At 39.5% G+C, this 16,539-nt stretch carries 15 protein-coding genes; 9 read left to right on the top strand and 6 right to left on the bottom strand.

The annotated features are described in order from the left end of the window. Positions 1-102: 102 nt before the first annotated feature. The 6 genes from BMW39_RS03920 to BMW39_RS19580 form a co-directional block, all read right to left on the bottom strand. Complete coding sequence (locus BMW39_RS03920) at positions 103-363, bottom strand: hypothetical protein (RefSeq protein ID WP_034977492.1); 261 nt, start codon at positions 361-363, stop codon at positions 103-105. Between the two features lie 375 nt (positions 364-738). Then, positions 739-1,416: an ATP-dependent Clp endopeptidase proteolytic subunit ClpP gene (gene clpP / locus BMW39_RS03915; RefSeq protein ID WP_034964710.1), complete on the bottom strand. Its 678-nt coding sequence runs from the start codon at positions 1,414-1,416 to the stop codon at positions 739-741. A gap of 75 nt (positions 1,417-1,491) precedes the next feature. Next, on the bottom strand, positions 1,492-3,417 hold the full coding sequence (gene dnaG, locus BMW39_RS03910; RefSeq protein WP_034977490.1) for a DNA primase: 1,926 nt from the start codon (positions 3,415-3,417) through the stop codon (positions 1,492-1,494). An 83-nt stretch (positions 3,418-3,500) separates the two neighbouring features. Further along, complete coding sequence (locus tag BMW39_RS03905; protein ID WP_034977487.1) at positions 3,501-4,010, bottom strand: hypothetical protein; 510 nt, start codon at positions 4,008-4,010, stop codon at positions 3,501-3,503. Positions 4,011-4,023: 13 nt separating this feature from the next. Then, positions 4,024-6,456 carry a DUF11 domain-containing protein gene (locus tag BMW39_RS03900; RefSeq protein ID WP_083391877.1) on the bottom strand — a complete coding sequence of 811 codons (2,433 nt, stop codon included), beginning with the start codon at positions 6,454-6,456 and terminating at the stop codon, positions 4,024-4,026. Between the two features lie 5 nt (positions 6,457-6,461). Continuing rightward, the gene (locus BMW39_RS19580) at positions 6,462-7,646 is read right to left on the bottom strand and encodes a DUF11 domain-containing protein (protein WP_051880005.1); all 1,185 of its coding nucleotides are present in this window, start codon (positions 7,644-7,646) and stop codon (positions 6,462-6,464) included. A gap of 852 nt (positions 7,647-8,498) precedes the next feature. Here BMW39_RS19580 and tsaE point away from each other — a divergent pair. From tsaE to BMW39_RS03845, 9 genes are all read left to right on the top strand, one after another. After that, a complete protein-coding gene (tsaE, locus tag BMW39_RS03885) occupies positions 8,499-8,906 on the top strand; it encodes a tRNA (adenosine(37)-N6)-threonylcarbamoyltransferase complex ATPase subunit type 1 TsaE (RefSeq protein WP_034977477.1) in 408 nt (135 codons plus the stop codon). A gap of 57 nt (positions 8,907-8,963) precedes the next feature. After that, on the top strand, positions 8,964-10,160 hold the full coding sequence (locus BMW39_RS03880; protein ID WP_034977474.1) for an alanine dehydrogenase: 1,197 nt from the start codon (positions 8,964-8,966) through the stop codon (positions 10,158-10,160). A gap of 15 nt (positions 10,161-10,175) precedes the next feature. Further along, on the top strand, positions 10,176-10,547 hold the full coding sequence (locus tag BMW39_RS03875; protein ID WP_034977471.1) for a hypothetical protein: 372 nt from the start codon (positions 10,176-10,178) through the stop codon (positions 10,545-10,547). 56 nt (positions 10,548-10,603) lie between these two features. Continuing rightward, positions 10,604-11,377 (top strand): histidine kinase, encoded by a 774-nt coding sequence (locus BMW39_RS03870; RefSeq protein WP_034977467.1) that lies wholly within the window; start codon positions 10,604-10,606, stop codon positions 11,375-11,377. Continuing rightward, positions 11,352-12,050, top strand: a complete 699-nt coding sequence (locus BMW39_RS03865) for a LytR/AlgR family response regulator transcription factor (protein ID WP_034977466.1) — start codon at positions 11,352-11,354, stop codon at positions 12,048-12,050. The genes BMW39_RS03870 and BMW39_RS03865 overlap by 26 nt, the downstream gene beginning before the upstream one ends. 98 nt (positions 12,051-12,148) lie before the next feature. Next, positions 12,149-12,538, top strand: a complete 390-nt coding sequence (locus BMW39_RS03860) for a hypothetical protein (protein WP_034977984.1) — start codon at positions 12,149-12,151, stop codon at positions 12,536-12,538. 160 nt (positions 12,539-12,698) lie between these two features. Continuing rightward, entirely contained in the window at positions 12,699-14,978 is a 2,280-nt protein-coding gene (locus BMW39_RS03855) for a cation:proton antiporter (protein WP_034977464.1), read from the top strand. Between the two features lie 165 nt (positions 14,979-15,143). Further along, the gene (locus BMW39_RS03850; protein ID WP_034977461.1) at positions 15,144-15,989 is read left to right on the top strand and encodes a prephenate dehydrogenase; all 846 of its coding nucleotides are present in this window, start codon (positions 15,144-15,146) and stop codon (positions 15,987-15,989) included. Positions 15,990-16,082: 93 nt separating this feature from the next. Beyond that, entirely contained in the window at positions 16,083-16,439 is a 357-nt protein-coding gene (locus tag BMW39_RS03845; RefSeq protein WP_034977459.1) for a hypothetical protein, read from the top strand. Positions 16,440-16,539 lie beyond the last annotated feature (100 nt).

Here is a 16,539-nt window from a genome sequence, read left to right as displayed (position 1 = left end):
TTGTCAAGGATTTTGAAACTTTGACAAAGTAGGTTCGTAAAAATAAAAAATGTCCTGCAAACGCAAGACATTTTTTATTATAATATTTTTATAAAATTCCTATTAGTGTTCAGCTTTTGGTGCTTCGGTCGTAGTTGGAGCCGTTGCTTTGGATTCCATAGATGCTGCTTTTGCTGTGTCAGCAATCTTGTGCTCAGCTTTTGCAGTATCTGAAGCTGGTTTGTAAGTTCCGTGAGCTGCATTTGCATCATCGTATCTTACGACCTCATCTGTTTTTACAATACGTCCTTTGTTTCCTCCAGCAGGAAGATCACAAGAAACAACTAGAATAGCGGAAGCCAACAATATCACTGATTTTTTCATTCTGATAATTTTAATGCATCAAAAGTAGTGAAATTGAGATTTTCTGCAAAATGTTTTTTTGTAAAATGTGCGCTGTATAATGTATTATGTAATAAGTCTAATTAATTCCGCTCGATTTTGATGGAAATATGAAAATCGGAGAAGGAATGTTTGTACTTTGCGAAGCGCGCCCCGACCTGAGTGGAGCTCTTTTTTTGTGGCAGGAAAAGCGAGGGCAAAAAAAGCGGGAACGGAGGGCGGATGAAGGCGCCCAAATTGATCAGGTGACTTGAATTAGTTAGAGGGTTTGAGAGTTGGTGAGTTGGAGAGTTGGTACTATAAATAAAAAAACCTGACTCGATTGAATCAGGTTTTGTGGTTTTAATATATAATATATTAAGGTTTTCTTTCTAGAACTTCGTCTACCATGCCGTATTCTTTGGCTTCGGTAGAGGTCATCCAGTAATCTCTGTCTGAAGCTTTTTCCACCCATTCGTAAGTTTGTCCGGAGTGGTCGGAAATGATGTCATAAAGTTCTTTTTTCAACTTCAACATCTCTCTCAGGTTGATCTCCATATCGGAAGCTACACCTTGTGCGCCGCCGCTTGGCTGGTGGATCATCACTCTTGAGTGTTTCAAGGCAGAACGTTTTCCTTTTTCACCTGCTACCAAAAGGACTGCGCCCATGGATGCTGCGATCCCTGTACAGATGGTTGCTACGTTTGGCTTGATGATCTGCATCGTGTCATAGATTCCCAATCCTGCGTAAACGCTTCCACCAGGGGAATTGATGTAGATCTGAATGTCTTTCGCCGAGTCAGAACTTTCCAAGAAAAGCAACTGTGCTGTCACGATATTCGCCACTTGGTCATCGATGCCTGTCCCTAGGAAAATGATCCTGTCCATCATCAATCGGGAGAAAACGTCCATCTGTGCAACGTTCATTCTACGCTCCTCCATAATGTAAGGCGTGAGGTTGGTCGGATTAAACATTCCCATATATTGATCGGTTACCAGACCGTTGTTTCCCAAATGTTTTACTGAGAAATCTCTGAATTCTTTTTTAATGTCCATATTATCTGTGGTTGTTTTTAATAATCTTTTATTGAGTTTGCAATTTCTATTCCTTTGCTAAAGTAGGACTTTCTGTCACAAAATACGAAATAATTCTTTGTCTAAGTTGTTCTTCAGTTGTGTAAGAAGGATTATTTGCTGGTAGATTGGCGTTCCATCTTCCTCTGTATTAAGCGAATGTTTGAGGTCATTGATGATCTTCACCACATATTCTCTTTTGTGTCTCAAAACAATGTCAGAAACCATTTTTGGAAGAACTTCTTCCTCGGAACTGAAATAGATATTGTATTGATTCCAATTGCTGGTCTGATAATTATCGATGAGCGCATTGGCCAATTTGCCGGAAACTTCCTCGTCCATAAAATTGAAGAAGAACTTGCCAGAACGCAACTCCTTTTTTTCGATTCCTTCTTTGATCTCAGAGATTATCTTTTGATTGATGTTGAGCTGAATTTCACATTCGTCTTCCTCGAGATGATTGAGAATTTCCTCGATAACCGTGATCTGGTATTCGTTGCCTTCGTGGTCTTTTCTGTTGAGAACAAGGTCGCCATATTTCAACATCAAATCTACCAACTTCTCCTCGAGCATCAAAAGCGGATTGATGGTTTCTGAAACTTCCTGAACGACTTCTAATTTCTGAGGCGCTTGTTTTTCCTGAAACGATGAAGGTTTTCTCTCCTGCTCCGCTGAATTTTTATGGATTTGAAGTTCATTGAACAAACTCTGCTCGCTGAGGCCAAATTTATTTGAAACTTCCTTCAAATAAACCTCACGCTTCAAATCATTTTTTACAAAAGCTACCGACTTTACGATGTCACGAATGGCTTCTGCTTTTTTGATAGGATCATCGTTGGCTTCCTTGAGAAGGATCTCAGCCTTAAAATCGATGAAATCTTTCGCTTCTTTGTCGATGAAATTCTCAACGTAATCATGCGGATGTTTTCTTGCGAAAGAATCCGGATCATCGCCGTCTGGAAAAAGCAAAACACGAATGTTCATTCCTTCCGAAAGCAACATATCGATGCTTCGGAAACTCGCTTTGATTCCGGCATTGTCGCCATCGAAAAGAATCGTGACGTTTTCGGTGAGACGTTTTATTAGTTTAATTTGCTCCGTTGTCAAAGACGTTCCGGAACTTGCGACCACATTTTCAATTCCACTTTGATGAAGGGAAACCACATCCATATAACCTTCCACCAAAAGACAGAGATTCTTTCTGGAAATCGCTTGCTTACCTTGATTCAGTCCATAAAGAACGTTTGACTTGTGGTAAATCTCGGTTTCTGGCGAATTGAGATATTTTGCCGTTTTGACATTATTCTTGAGAATCCTCGCGCCAAAACCTAGAACCCGACCTGAGAAACTGTGGATTGGAAAAACCACGCGATCACGGAATCTATCAATTCCAGAAGGTGTATTTTCTGGAAAAATTGAAAGTCCTGATTTTTCTAATATTTCTTTGGAATAGGCTTTATCGAGCGCAAATTCGGTGAAAGCATTTTTCTTCTCTGGAGAATAGCCGAGTTGGAATTTCTTAATGATATCATCCCGAAGTTCTCTTTCTTTAAAGTAAGAATAGGCGATCATTTGACCTTCCTCAGATCCCCAAAGCTGTGTTTGGAAAAAATCGTTGGCGATCTCGTGGATCTTGTACAGAATATCTCGCTCGGTCTGCGCTTGGATCTGTTCTTCGGAATATTCTTTTACATCTTCTTTGATCTCAATCCCGTACTTTTTCGCCGCGTGGCGAAGTGCTTCTGGATAAGTAAAATTCTCGATTTCCATCAAGAAAGAAATGGCGGTTCCACCCTTTCCTGTAGAGAAATCCTTCCAGATCTGCTTGCTTGGAGAAACGACAAAACTAGGTGATTTTTCCTCGTGAAATGGACTCAAACCCTTGAAGTTGGAGCCTGCTCTTTTCAGTTGGACGTATTCGCCGATGATCTCCTCAACTCTGATGGTCGAAAAAATCTGGTCTATGGTCTCTTTTGTAATCACGATGTAAATTTAGAATATTTTAAATCTGTAAACAAAAAAAATCCCCGTAATGGGGATCTTGTGAAATATCTTGTTCGCAAATTTTATTTCCAATAATTCCAGTAAGCGCCGTCATAGAATGCGACCGTATTGCTGTCTGTATCGTAGCACATCATGCCAGGATATGGACTCTTCACATTAAGATGTGGCTGAAACACCTTTGGCAAAGTAAGCGCCAGATTGGACGATTCCAAAACGAGAACTCCCGTTGCAGAGGATGTTGCAGCGCCCATGATAACACCGTTTCCAACATCGGCACTTGGATTATTAATGATGGATGATGCATTACCATTGCCTTCTGTAAGTGCCAGCCAAGCACTTTTTTCGTAAGTATAAATTTTGGCATCGGACCTATTGAAAATAAAAGTTCCATTTGTAGGACTCGCGGGAAATCCTGTGGTTGCAGGCAAAATAATACCTTGCGTGGTGCTAGCAGCAAAATCCAAAATTGAAGAACCTTCTACCGATGGTTTGCCGATGGAAACTTGGGCCTGAAAAACACCTGCAATCATTATTAGCGAAAGTTGTGCTATTATTTTTATTAAATTTTTCATAATTGATAAAATTTTAATCGTTACAAGATTGAACCAAACAATGCCAAGTAGTTCCGTTGTAAACCTTCAAACAGTTGTCTGTACCAGTATCGTAGATCAACATTCCTGTGACTGGCGTTGCAATGTTTGCTTGCGTAGTTCTAGTGATGACAAAACCTTTGTTGGCAGATTCCAAGGCAATAAATCCATTAGGAATACTTTCTGGCCATGTGGACGACTTGGTTTGATGTGTTGTGATACCTACTTTGGTAAAACTATCTGGCGTACTGACATTGGGAGATTTTCTGCATTTACAATTTTGAATCAAAATATTGACCTTTGCCGAAGCAGGACTATAACAGTTCGCTACAGAATCATAGTAAAATGCATAGTAACTACCTGATGTCCTTATAAAAGTGTTTGAAACTGCGGAGCCTGTATGAGCCGCATTATTGAACCATACCAAAGTAGATCCGGGCGGTACAGTACCATAATGCAGACTATTGAGCTGAACTCCGTTTGGAGAAGGAATGTCAATATCGGCTGTAGGACAAATATTAGTCACCGTGATTTCACTCAAAGCTGGAGGCGTTACTTTTACGTAAGCGGTATTGTTGTTATAATTGGTTTCGAAATTGACCGCTTTTACAGTTGCGACATTTGTATAATTGGTACTTGCCTCTACTTTTGCAACAATGGTAATGGTCTGAGGAGTACCATTGACCAAATTTCCAATGTTCCAGTTTGGATAGGAAAACGAAGTTCCCGATGGCGGTGTTGCAGACACGAAAGAGAAACCAGAAGGAAGAACGTCATTCACAACAACTGATGTGGCGGTGGTTCCAGCTACATTGTTGGTAGCGGTGATTGTAAAATTGACATTGCTGCCGATTGCTGGCGTCGCATTATTAACTGTTTTTGTAATAGAAAGGTCTGTACACAAAAGGCTAGACGTTCCCGAAATCGTTCTAAAGTACAAATATCCCCACGTATTTATCGTACGTGCATTACCAAAATAAGTATAGTAATTTGTCCCCGTACCTACTGTCCAGATATGTGCTGGAGAAGCTGTTCCCACTATTGAATTATCGGTTCCTGGTCCAGTATTATTATCATTGGTACCAGTGGTCCCAACAGAAGTCAAGGCACTATCATCCCAGAATAAATTTGAGACCTGCACACCTACTGGTGCAATCGTGGTAACCTGCAATCCTCCTGCATTTTTTTCTGCATCAAAGATGGGAACGTTGAAACGGTCTGCGAACGCCGTCAATTCGAAAGTTAGAATTGTACTTGGCGTTATAACATTATTAGCACCATCTCTACCATCCCATTGCATGGCGTAGGTGCCCGGTGACAAATTATAGAAGTACAATACACGGTCTGTGTAACCTGACCCTTTCACAATCACCCTGTAATCTCCATATTCCTGAGTTACAAAATTAATATTGTACGGCGCTGTATCACAATTACTGACAGGTGTAATAATCGATGTAGCAAATGACGGCGGAGCACCTTTTACTACACCATACGCAAAGACCGCAGGGTCAGGGGCATTGAGAAATACACTAAAACCGCCTGGCAATTCCGGAGCACTTCCAGTGCTGTTAACGGATTTTCTGTCGTTGAAGAAGTTATTCGTATTGGTGATACCATAATTATTAACCCCAATGGTATAACCCAAAGGTTGAATATTGGGAAGACTTAACTTCAATATATTGTTTGTATCGGTATAGATGAAAAAACCAGGCGAACCCACAGAATTGATATCTGTATAATATTGAGAAGAAGCGTTGGCAGTCGTCGTCACCAATCCCCATTTGGTTGCAAAAACCCTTCCTGGCTTAAACGTATAACTTGTCGGCGTAGTTACAGGTGATGGCGAAGCCACAGTAAAATCAAACAAAGGAGATAAGGCAGTTGTTGTAACCATTGTAGAACTGGTTTCTGATGTTCCTCTCCAATATTGGATAATATAAGTATCGTTCTTTGTAGGAACGAACTGTATCGGAAGATAACCTGCAGAGTTCAAATTTCCAATGCGCGGACCTGCAATAGCTTGGTTATAAGTCGTAATTTGACCTGCCGAACCTTGCGTACGCGGCAGAAGCGTCGGACCAACCATAACATTTCCACCAGAATCAACAATCCTGTAATACATAAACTCGTTTTGGGTCGAATAATTGAGCGATGTATTAGTTGTAGTAGAGCTGTTACTATAAGCAGTCCAACTGAATCCAAAATAAAATCTTTCTGTTGTGTAATCTGAGATGACAAAATTAATATTATTATCATCAGGCGCATTTAAATAGGATCCGTAATTTGAACTTGGACTATATAGTAGTCCAGATAAAGCTGTAGCAGTAGGTGACACTTGTTTTGTTCCTTCCTGCGCAGAAAATAACAATGGAAATACAAGGACCAAACCTAATACCCATCGATTGAAAATTAGTATATTTCTTCTCATTTTAATTATTGCTTTACTTGTGGTGCTGTTGTTCCGCCTTTGCAAACTGTCACGTTCACAGTTGCCGTATTGTTTGCTGGGACATTATCCGGAATCGTTGCTGAACTTATCGATGCGGTGTTATTATAAACTCCTGTTTCATTTACAAGCGCTGCTATCGTAAGCGTCGTTGAAGCATTAGCTGCCATATTTCCAATATTCCAAACACCAGACGTATGATTGTAACCTGATTGATTCGAAGAGATAAAAGTGTAGCCTGTAGGCAGTAGATCCGTTAGAAACACTTCAGAAACAGCGAGTGTGGAATTATTATTTCTTGCAACTACCGTGAAGGTAACCAGGTCATTCACAAATGGATTTGCATTAGAGATTGCATTTGTCACACTAAGGTCAATACTGTTGACTGTGTAATTGACCACCACTCTTCCATTGCCTCCATTACCACCAGCTTTTGACACCGCAGAAGAGTTTGAACCTCTACCACCGCCGCCACTACCAGGCACATTACCTGTTCCAGCAGCATTTCCGGCTGCATTGCCTCTTGTTCCACCGATTCCTCCCACAGCTCCGGGATTGAATCCTGTAGCCGTAATACCAGCAGCTCCTCCAGCACCTCCTGAACCAATGTCTGCTGTACCATTTCCACCAGCACCGCCTCCGCCGCCAGCTCCTGCAGAACCACCACCGCCGCCGCCAGAACCAGATGCAATCGGTACACCGCCAGCGCCACCACTAAATCTTGTGGCACCAGTAGCAGGCAGGCCAGAAGCCAATACACCACCGGCTCCTGCTGTACCACTATTACCGCCCGTACCGCCCGCAGCTTGCACAAGCACTGTACTTCCAGACAAAAAGCTACTTGCGCCGCCAGTACCACCAGGATTACTAGTCCCAGAACCACCTTGACCTACATTTACACTGTAGGATGTTCCCGAAGTTGTCGCTATCACCAATCTGGTGTAAGCTCCACCGCCACCACCTGCACGTGCGTTACCTGTACTTCCGCCTGCACCGCCGCCGCCTGCACCCCAGACTTCTACAGTTATAGAGTTGACGCCAACTGGCACAGTGAAGGTTTGAGAAACGCCCGTGGTATAATTAAAGATTTGTGAACCAGCTGTCTGAGAAAAAAACATTCGATTTCCCACAAGAAACAATGCTACTGTAAAGAGTAGATTTAATTTTTTCATAAAATAATTGTTAATAATAAGTTGACCCTAAAAATGACCACAACCACAGAACGTGATCGTGCAAAAACGAAATCAAATGAAAATTGGCGGAGGCCTAACCGATATATAAGCTATAAAATTGCTTATTTTCAAAATGTGGACATTACTGGAAAATAAATTCGACTGGAAATCATCTGATGCGAAAATCATAGTCTTTGAAATATAGAAAATAGAATTTGTTGAAAAGAAAATGGTCTCTGGCGAAGCGTAAAAATTGTCAGCCATCTCCTTGTCCTTTGTAAATTGAGCAATGCCAAACTTATTGAAAAGAACTTTGTGCACTAGCTTTGTTTCAGAAGTCCCATAATCATCTTTGTAAGAAAAGATCTCTGTTTTACTTAACAGTAAATTTTCCTTCTCTTCAACATTTGATTTCCAGTTTGCATTTCCAGAAATTTGAACTGGATTTTGGAACTTCGAATATTTGCGGTTGTCAATATCGAAATAGCCGTTTTTTAAATAAATTGCTGCAAAAGATTCCGAATCGAATTGAATATCAGCATCTGAGCTGAGTTGGGAAAAACAAACTTGAAAAGTGATAAAACCCAAAAGAAATACATGACGACATTTTGTAAAAAATTCGATATAAATCTTCATTTGAATACAAAGAGGGTTACGGGATTTCATAGCAATGCAATATTAATTAAAAAATTCTAATATTTTTAAAAAATAATTAAAAATAATATCTATATATAAAATTAATCATTGCAGTAAATATTTATCATTAAATAATATGCATTAAATACTTTAAAGATATTAGTCAAAAAAATATATTTTTACAGATAGTTTTTAACTTAGCACAAACCAATCGACATGAACTTCCAAATCAAAACGCTAGCAGAATGGAAAACTGTGGTAGAACAGATCATTCCCGAGATCAAACATCCGATTTTACTATTGAAAGGAAATCTTGGTGCCGGCAAAACGACCTTTTCTCAGTTCCTACTTCGAGAACTAGGAAGCCAAGACGAAATATCCTCGCCAACCTACTCTATTGTTAACGAATATGATACGCCAAAAGGGAAGGTCTTCCACTTTGACCTTTATCGATTGAGATCTGTGGAGGAAGCGTACGATTTTGGGATCGAGGAGTATCTGGACAATTGCTATCTATCAATTATCGAGTGGCCAGAGATCTACATGGATGAGCTGGAAGCTTACGATTTTCACGAAATGAGCATTACGAATACAGAATCCGGACGCGAAATCGAATTTAATTAACCGTACCATAAAATTGTTTTATCTTTGTTCTTTATTTTTGATTAACGATTCATTTTCATGAGCAGTACATCTACCATATTTACGCCTTTTACCGAGGAAGATCTGATTCCTAAGGAAGAGAAACTCGAAGTTGTAAAAAAAGGAAAAGCATTCAGTATCGGGATCCCGAAAGAGACCTGTCTGAACGAAAAAAGAACCTGTATCATCCCAGATGCTGTTCAGATCTTGGTAAACAATGGTCATAAGGTAATCATCGAAGCTGGAACAGGATTGGGCTCGCATTACTCCGACCTACTCTATTCTGAGGCTGGCGCAGAGATCACCGACGACCCAAAAGTGGCATTTGCTCAAGACCTCGTTTTAAAGATAAATCCACCTACAGAAGAGGAGATCGAATATCTAAGACCGATGACCTACCTCATTTCGGCTTTGCAGATCAACCTTCGGGACAAAGATTATTTCTTGAAACTAGCTTGTAAAAAAGTCAATGCGATCGCTTTCGAATTCATTATGGATGAGTACAAGCAGTTGTCATTGGTCAGATTGATTGGTGAAATTGCAGGAAGTGTTTCTATTTTATATGCATCTGAACTTTTAGCCATGTCGAACGGATTGATGCTTGGTGGAATCACTGGTGTTCGTCCCACAGAAGTTGTGATCCTAGGCGCAGGGATCGTTGGCGAATTTGCTACGAAGGCGGCAATCGGACTTGGTGCGAGCGTTAAGGTTTTTGATAATTCTCTTTCGAAGCTTCGAAGACTTCATACTTTGGTAGACAGTCGTGTTCCGACATCCATCATCGACCCAAAAGAATTGACCAAATCATTGAGAAGGGCCGACGTTGTCATCGGCGCTTTACCAAGACTCAACTTGCCACCAATCGTTACTGAAGACATGGTGATGAAAATGAAAAAAGGAAGCGTCATCATTGATATTACAATCGATAACGGAAAAGTGATCGAGACTTCTGAATTGACAACAACCGAAAATCCTTTCGTGGTTAAACATGGTGTGATCCATTGCGGACTTCCGAATCTGACTTCAAAAATGCCGAGAACGACTACGAAAGCGGTCAGCAATTTCTTCCTAAGTTATCTTTTAGGCTACGACGAAGAAGGCGGCTTCGAAAATATGCTAATCCATAAAGCCGAGATCAAACAATCACTATACATGTACAAAGGAAGACACACAAAGCAGCTGATCTGCAATAGGTTTGACCTTCCTTATCACGATATTAATCTATTGATTTTCTAAGACTTAGACTCAACAATGCTCAAAAAACTTAAATTCTACGCAATAGGTCTTATTCCTGGATTATTGATCGTCTTTTTTATCCTTAATCAAAAAGGAACGACTTGCTCTTATTTCCCGAATGACAGAGTGATTGCTGAAACTTTGACCAAAGATTTCAAATATGCTCCAGCCTTCAAAACTGAAATGGAATCCAACAAGATCTCAGAAAAATTCTTGAAAGATAGCATGATTGCAGCCGGAAAAATCGATTTTGACAGAAGCAAGGCGCAAGCAAAACCTTGTCCGCAATATCTTCTACTTTATCCTAAAGACAATCCAAGATTCGAAGTCAGCTATTCCAAATGTAAAGAGTCAGCAGAATTTACAGGATTGAAAAAAATAAAATAGATCTATTGATTTAATTGTAGATCTAATTTCTAAAACCTAACTTCTAAAAGCACGCTATGAATGGCAGAAATCTATTACTCCCGGACTATTTTCTTTTCGGAGGAATTTTCGCCATCTTTCTCCTGATCGTTCTGTCATTTTTTCTCTACGGAAAATACAGGTCTGCAAAAACCAAAAACAAGATCCTGGAGGACAATTACAAGGTCATCGAAAAGAAATTGGACAACGTTCGCTTGGATCACATCGAGACCAAACTGAATCCACATCTTTTCAAAAATATCCTCAATTCTGTACAGTCACACGCTTATCAGACTTACATTTCTCTTGATAAACTAGCGAATATTCTGGATTACATTCTCTACGAAAGCAGCAACAAGTACGTGAGCGCAAAAGCTGAGCTGGAGTTTGCCATGAGTTTGATCGACATCAATAAGATCAAGATCAATCCTCTCTTCGACCTTCGGATCAAAACCAAGATCGACAAAGAAGATTCCATCTATTCGGAGAAGATATTTGCACCATTGATCTCAGTTGATCTGATAGAAAATGCCTTCAAACACACTGATTTTCTGGCGCAGGATTCTTTTATTTCCATTAATTTGAGTCTGGAAAACCGACAGTTTGAAATGAAGGTCAGCAACAAAATTTCAGAAAAAACACCACTACAAAAGGAAAACAGCGGTTTCGGAAGTGGCTCATTTGATCAACGGCTAAAGATGATTTACAAAAACCATTACAAACTAACGAAAAGCATCAACAACGATATCTACACTGCACATTTAAAAATAAATCTGGGAGAATTCTATGATAAAATGCGTTATACTGGATGATGAATTGCTGGCGATCAGCTACCTGAAACTGCTTTGTGATGAGTTGAATGTCGAAGTCATAAAGGCCTTCAACAACCCAAAGGTTTTTCTTCAGGAGATCAACAATATCGATTGCGACCTTTGCATCCTCGACATCGAAATGCCGGGAATGAACGGCCTTCAGGTAGCGGAATTGATCAAAGGGAAACACATCATTTTCACGACCGCCTATAAAGAATATGCTGCGGAAGCGTTTGATCTGGATGTGGTAGATTACGTCCGAAAACCCATCAAAAAAGAACGTTTGCAACAGGCCTTTGAAAAGGCAGAAAAACTCATCACAGAAAAAGAAAAGAACAACTTCTTCGAGTGGAACACGAATCTTGGGAAAACCGTCATCTTTACCAATGAGATCGTTTACATCAAAACCTCAGAAATTGATAGCCGAGACAAAGACATCTTTCTCAAAAACGACTCAGAATTGATTCTTAAAAATTTAAGCTTCAAACATTTATCAGAACTCTTGCCACAGAAATATTTTGTACAGATCAACAAAAAGGAAATGGTGAACACCAAACACATCAAGGTTTTTTCATCATCAGAGATCATTCTGGATATGAATTCGAACGATGGAAATCCGCTGAAGCTCAACGTGAGTGAAGTTTACAGAAATTCTTTGATGGATAAATTCTAAATCCTGTTTAATTACATTTTAAAGCCTTTTCATTACAAGATCTTATTTCGAGTCATTTGTACTATTACATTTGCCGAGAATTTTAAAAGATGATCACAATGAAAAAGCTTATCGGTTCCACCTTATTATTTATTCCAATATTATATTTTGCGCAGGACAATGTGTCAAAGGTCAAACTTTCATTCTTTGAAGGAATTGCCGTCGCTGGCTACGTTGACCATGGCGCGTTCGTGAATTTCACAGGGCCAAGTGTGAGTTTCGTTCAAAATCAGACCAAAGTGATGTTCGGAATGTTACCTTCCATCAGGATCAAAGAAGACAACTCAAATTCTACCAAAAATAGCATCATCACACCAAATCTCGGAATGGGAATCACAATAGCTTACAAAAAATTGGCTTTGCAAGTTCCACTGTACTACAATGCCAAAACATCCATTGATGACGGGAAATGGAAAGTCGGGATCGGCGTTGGTTACCGCTTCAAGTAATTTGATTACATTATTTACAAATTTCATTACATAATAAAAAAAGATGGGTTTGATATTGCCCAAAAGTTCTCAAATTAGCGTCTTAATTCAAGTCAAATACAAATTAATGATGATGAGATCGAGCAATCGATCGCATATGATCTTTAAATAAAATCTACTTATGAAAAAGTACAGGAATATTATTTTTTACGTTCTTACCATTGCCTTCTTTTCCTGTTTGATGTATTGGTTTTTCATCGAAGGAAAAACTTTGGAAGTTGGCGAAAACATCGCTCCAAGCAAAGCAACCGGCGCAACGATGTGGGAAAACTTCACCGATTCTTTTCTGACAAATCTGCACCATCCTTTGGCGCTTTTGTTAGCACAGATTGTGACCATCATTATGGTGGCCAAACTTTTTGGGTGGATTTGTGTCAAGCTAAAACAGCCATCCGTTATTGGTGAAATGATTGCCGGGATCGTGCTCGGACCATCGTTGGTCGGACTTTACTTCCCGGAGTTTTCTGCGTTTATGTTCCCGAAAGAATCGCTTCCAAACCTTCAATTCCTCAGTCAGATCGGATTGATCCTCTTCATGTACATTGTCGGGATGGAACTGGATCTTAGCGTTCTTAGAAAAAAAGCACATGATGCTGTAGTCATCAGCCACGCAAGTATCATTTTCCCTTTTGCTTTGGGAATCGGACTTTCGTATTTCATTTATAAAGAATTTGCGCCGGAAGGCATTCAGTTTAGTTCATTCGCCTTGTTTATTGCAATTGCGATGAGTATCACCGCATTTCCGGTTTTGGCTAGAATTGTACAAGAGCGGAACCTTCATAAGACCAAGATCGGAACCATCGTGATCACTTGTGCTGCAGCAGATGACATCACGGCTTGGTGTATTTTGGCGGCCGTGATCGCGATTGTAAAAGCAGGATCTTTCTCAGGATCTGTGTTTGTGATTTTGATGGCAGTTCTCTATGTTTTTCTAATGATCAAATTGGTAAAACCATTTTTAACCAGAATTGCCGAATCTCAAAAAGGAAAAGGTTTCATCAACAAAGCTTTGGTTGCCGTATTCTTTTTAGTGTTAATTATCTCCTCTTACGCAACGGAAGTGATTGGGATTCACGCATTATTCGGTGCATTCATGGCAGGCGCGATCATGCCGGAAAATGTGAAATTCCGAAATCTCTTTATAGAGAAAGTTGAGGATGTGGCTTTGGTCTTATTGCTTCCACTTTTCTTCGTATTCACGGGACTTCGAACTCAGATTGGTTTGCTTAATGACCCACACCTGTGGAAGATCGGTGGATTGATCATTCTGACCGCTGTCATCGGAAAATTCATAGGAAGTGCGTTGACCGCAAAATTCCTGCGAATCAGTTGGAAAGACAGTCTCACCATCGGTGCTTTGATGAACACAAGAGGACTTACTGAATTAATTGTTCTTAATATCGGTTATGACCTCGGCGTAATGGGACCTGAATTGTTTGCAATGATGGTGATAATGGCACTTTTCACAACATTTATGACCGGACCATCTTTGGATTTAATCAATTATCTTTTCAAAGGAAAAAAATCAATGTTGGAAGAAGACCAAGACGTGAATGACGAAAAGTACAAGGTCCTTCTATCTTTTGAAACACCCAATGCCGGACGCGCATTATTGAAATTTGCGGACAATCTGACAAACAAGATGAATGGCAACAAGAGCATCACCGCAATGAACATTGCACCTGTAGATGAGCTTCACGCCTATGATATTGAAAATTACGAAAAAGAACTCTTTGAAGACGTGATTGAAACTTCAAATGAACTGAAACTGGAAGTCACTACCCTTTTCAAAGCTTCTACAGATATCGAAAACGACCTCATCAACATTACAAACAAAGGCAATTATGACCTTCTTCTTGTGATGCTGGGGAAATCCATCTACGAAGGAAGTTTGCTCGGAAAGCTTCTCGGATTCACGACCAAGATCATCAATCCTGAGAAACTTTTGAACACTGTAAAAGGAAAATCTTATATCTTCAATGCATCGCCTTTTGACGATTTCACACTGAGTATTCTTGACAAAACGAATATTCCTGTAGGTGTGATGGTGAATAAAAAATTTGAAAGTGCAGACAAGATCTTCATCCCGATTTTTGAACTAAATGATTTCTTCTTGGTTGAATATGCGAAACGACTGATCAATAACAATGATTCTCAAGTGATTATTTTGGATGCTGCTGGACAAATTAGAAAGAACACGGAGATCCGCGAATTGATCAGAAACATCGAACATATTGCGCCGAACCACATTACGCTTTACAATGAGAAAACGATTGAAAAAGATTTCCTGCAAAGTCAAGATCTGATGTTGATCAGCAGCAAGAGCTGGAGAAACCTCATCGATTCCAAAAGTCTTTGGCTGTCGGACATTCCATCGACATTGATTATTTCGAATCCATAATTTATTTGAAATTTCAGAATTAATGTCTATCTTCGTTCTGTGAAAACAATGAACACGACATATTATTACGCAATTTTGGCCCTTAAGAAGGATTAGGATTCGTATGTACCCATATCAAAACCTCGTCCTAGTGACGGGGTTTTTTGTTTTAAAAATTAAATTATTATGAAAATTAGCATTATAGGAACTGGATTGATCGGTGGATCCATCGCATTGAAATTGAGAGATAAAAAATTCACAGATTTCGTTTACGGAATCGATCAGGACGAGACTCATCTCAACAATGCATTGGAATTAAAGATCATTGATGAAAAAGCAGATCTGGAAAGCGGCCTGAAGAATTCCGACTTGATCATCATTGCCATTCCGGTAGATTCTGCGAGAAAAATATTGCCTTCGGTTTTGGATCTCATCAATGAAAATCAAACGGTGATGGACGTTGGTTCCACAAAATCTGGAATTGTAGATTCTATCAAAGATCATACGAACAGAAAAAGATTCGTGGCATTTCACCCAATGTGGGGAACGGAAAACTCTGGTCCGAAATCTGCGACCAAAGAAAGTTTCGCGGGAAAAGCAGCCGTGATCTGCAACCGAGAAGATTCCGATGCTGATGCTTTGGCAATCGTTGAAAAAATGATTGAGAATCTGGAAATGCATCCTATCTATATGAATGCCGATGCACACGATGTTCACACCGCTTACATCTCGCACATTTCCCACATCACCTCTTACGCTTTGGCGAATACGGTTCTGGAAAAAGAACGCGAGGAGGACACGATTTTTCAGCTGGCGAGTTCCGGTTTTTCCAGTACGGTTCGTTTGGCAAAATCACATCCGGAAATGTGGGTTCCTATTTTCCGTCAGAACAAAGAAAATGTGTTGGACGTTTTGAATGAACATATCACGCAACTAAGAAAATTCAAATCTGCGTTGGAAAAGGAGAATTTTGATTATTTGGAAGAATTGATTACGAATGCGAATAAGATTCGGGGGATTTTGGATAAGTAATTTTCTATTGAAATAATTTCAGTTTTACGGATTCCCGTAAACAAGTTATAATTCTATGTTTTAGTTTTACAAATAATTTTTAAAAACTAATTAATGAAAAAAATATTTTTAATTCTTCTTACGTTTATTTTTAGTTGGATAAATGCACAATCATCTTGTAACGAAATTATAGAAATCGTAAAATCAAAAGGTTACGGATCTACTTTTTTCAGCCCATCTAGTGAGGCTATATCTCAAGTCACTTTCTACAACGTAAATATTGATTATAAAACTTATTATTTTGCAGTAGTCAAGTTTAGCAGTAATTTCTATAAAGAATACATCTATCAAGTAGGTTCCAATACACAAACGAATTATTCTATGAATTATCTTACAAGTGCTGGCAAATCATTTTGGAAATTTATAGCACCTTATAATGACAATTTAAAATGTGCTCCAGATTTTGATTAATTAGTAGATAATTGTTGAGATTCCTACGGAATGACAAAATGTTGTTTTATCTGGAATCCGCAGCCCGGCTTGAGTGGAAATCCTTTTTTGTGGCTGGAAA

It is taken from the genome of Epilithonimonas lactis (genome assembly GCF_900110605.1).
GTDB classification, from domain to species: Bacteria; Bacteroidota; Bacteroidia; order Flavobacteriales; family Weeksellaceae; genus Epilithonimonas; species Epilithonimonas lactis.
The sequence above is the reverse complement of the archived record's forward strand: the minus strand, read 5'-3'. Positions and strand labels throughout refer to the sequence as shown.

What these genes read in the sequence shown, in the direction of transcription:
- BMW39_RS03920 (WP_034977492.1), bottom strand. Translation starts at nt 363, where the DNA reads ATGAAAAAATCAGTGATATTGTTGGCTTCCGCTATTCTAGTTGTTTCT.
- clpP (WP_034964710.1), bottom strand. Translation starts at nt 1,416, where the DNA reads ATGGACATTAAAAAAGAATTCAGAGATTTCTCAGTAAAACATTTGGGA.
- BMW39_RS03905 (WP_034977487.1), bottom strand. Translation starts at nt 4,010, where the DNA reads ATGAAAAATTTAATAAAAATAATAGCACAACTTTCGCTAATAATGATT.
- BMW39_RS03900 (WP_083391877.1), bottom strand. Translation starts at nt 6,456, where the DNA reads ATGAGAAGAAATATACTAATTTTCAATCGATGGGTATTAGGTTTGGTC.
- BMW39_RS19580 (WP_051880005.1), bottom strand. Translation starts at nt 7,646, where the DNA reads ATGAAAAAATTAAATCTACTCTTTACAGTAGCATTGTTTCTTGTGGGA.
- tsaE (WP_034977477.1), top strand. Translation starts at nt 8,499, where the DNA reads ATGAACTTCCAAATCAAAACGCTAGCAGAATGGAAAACTGTGGTAGAA.
- BMW39_RS03880 (WP_034977474.1), top strand. Translation starts at nt 8,964, where the DNA reads ATGAGCAGTACATCTACCATATTTACGCCTTTTACCGAGGAAGATCTG.
- BMW39_RS03875 (WP_034977471.1), top strand. Translation starts at nt 10,176, where the DNA reads ATGCTCAAAAAACTTAAATTCTACGCAATAGGTCTTATTCCTGGATTA.
- BMW39_RS03870 (WP_034977467.1), top strand. Translation starts at nt 10,604, where the DNA reads ATGAATGGCAGAAATCTATTACTCCCGGACTATTTTCTTTTCGGAGGA.
- BMW39_RS03865 (WP_034977466.1), top strand. Translation starts at nt 11,352, where the DNA reads ATGATAAAATGCGTTATACTGGATGATGAATTGCTGGCGATCAGCTAC.
- BMW39_RS03860 (WP_034977984.1), top strand. Translation starts at nt 12,149, where the DNA reads ATGAAAAAGCTTATCGGTTCCACCTTATTATTTATTCCAATATTATAT.
- BMW39_RS03855 (WP_034977464.1), top strand. Translation starts at nt 12,699, where the DNA reads ATGAAAAAGTACAGGAATATTATTTTTTACGTTCTTACCATTGCCTTC.
- BMW39_RS03850 (WP_034977461.1), top strand. Translation starts at nt 15,144, where the DNA reads ATGAAAATTAGCATTATAGGAACTGGATTGATCGGTGGATCCATCGCA.
- BMW39_RS03845 (WP_034977459.1), top strand. Translation starts at nt 16,083, where the DNA reads ATGAAAAAAATATTTTTAATTCTTCTTACGTTTATTTTTAGTTGGATA.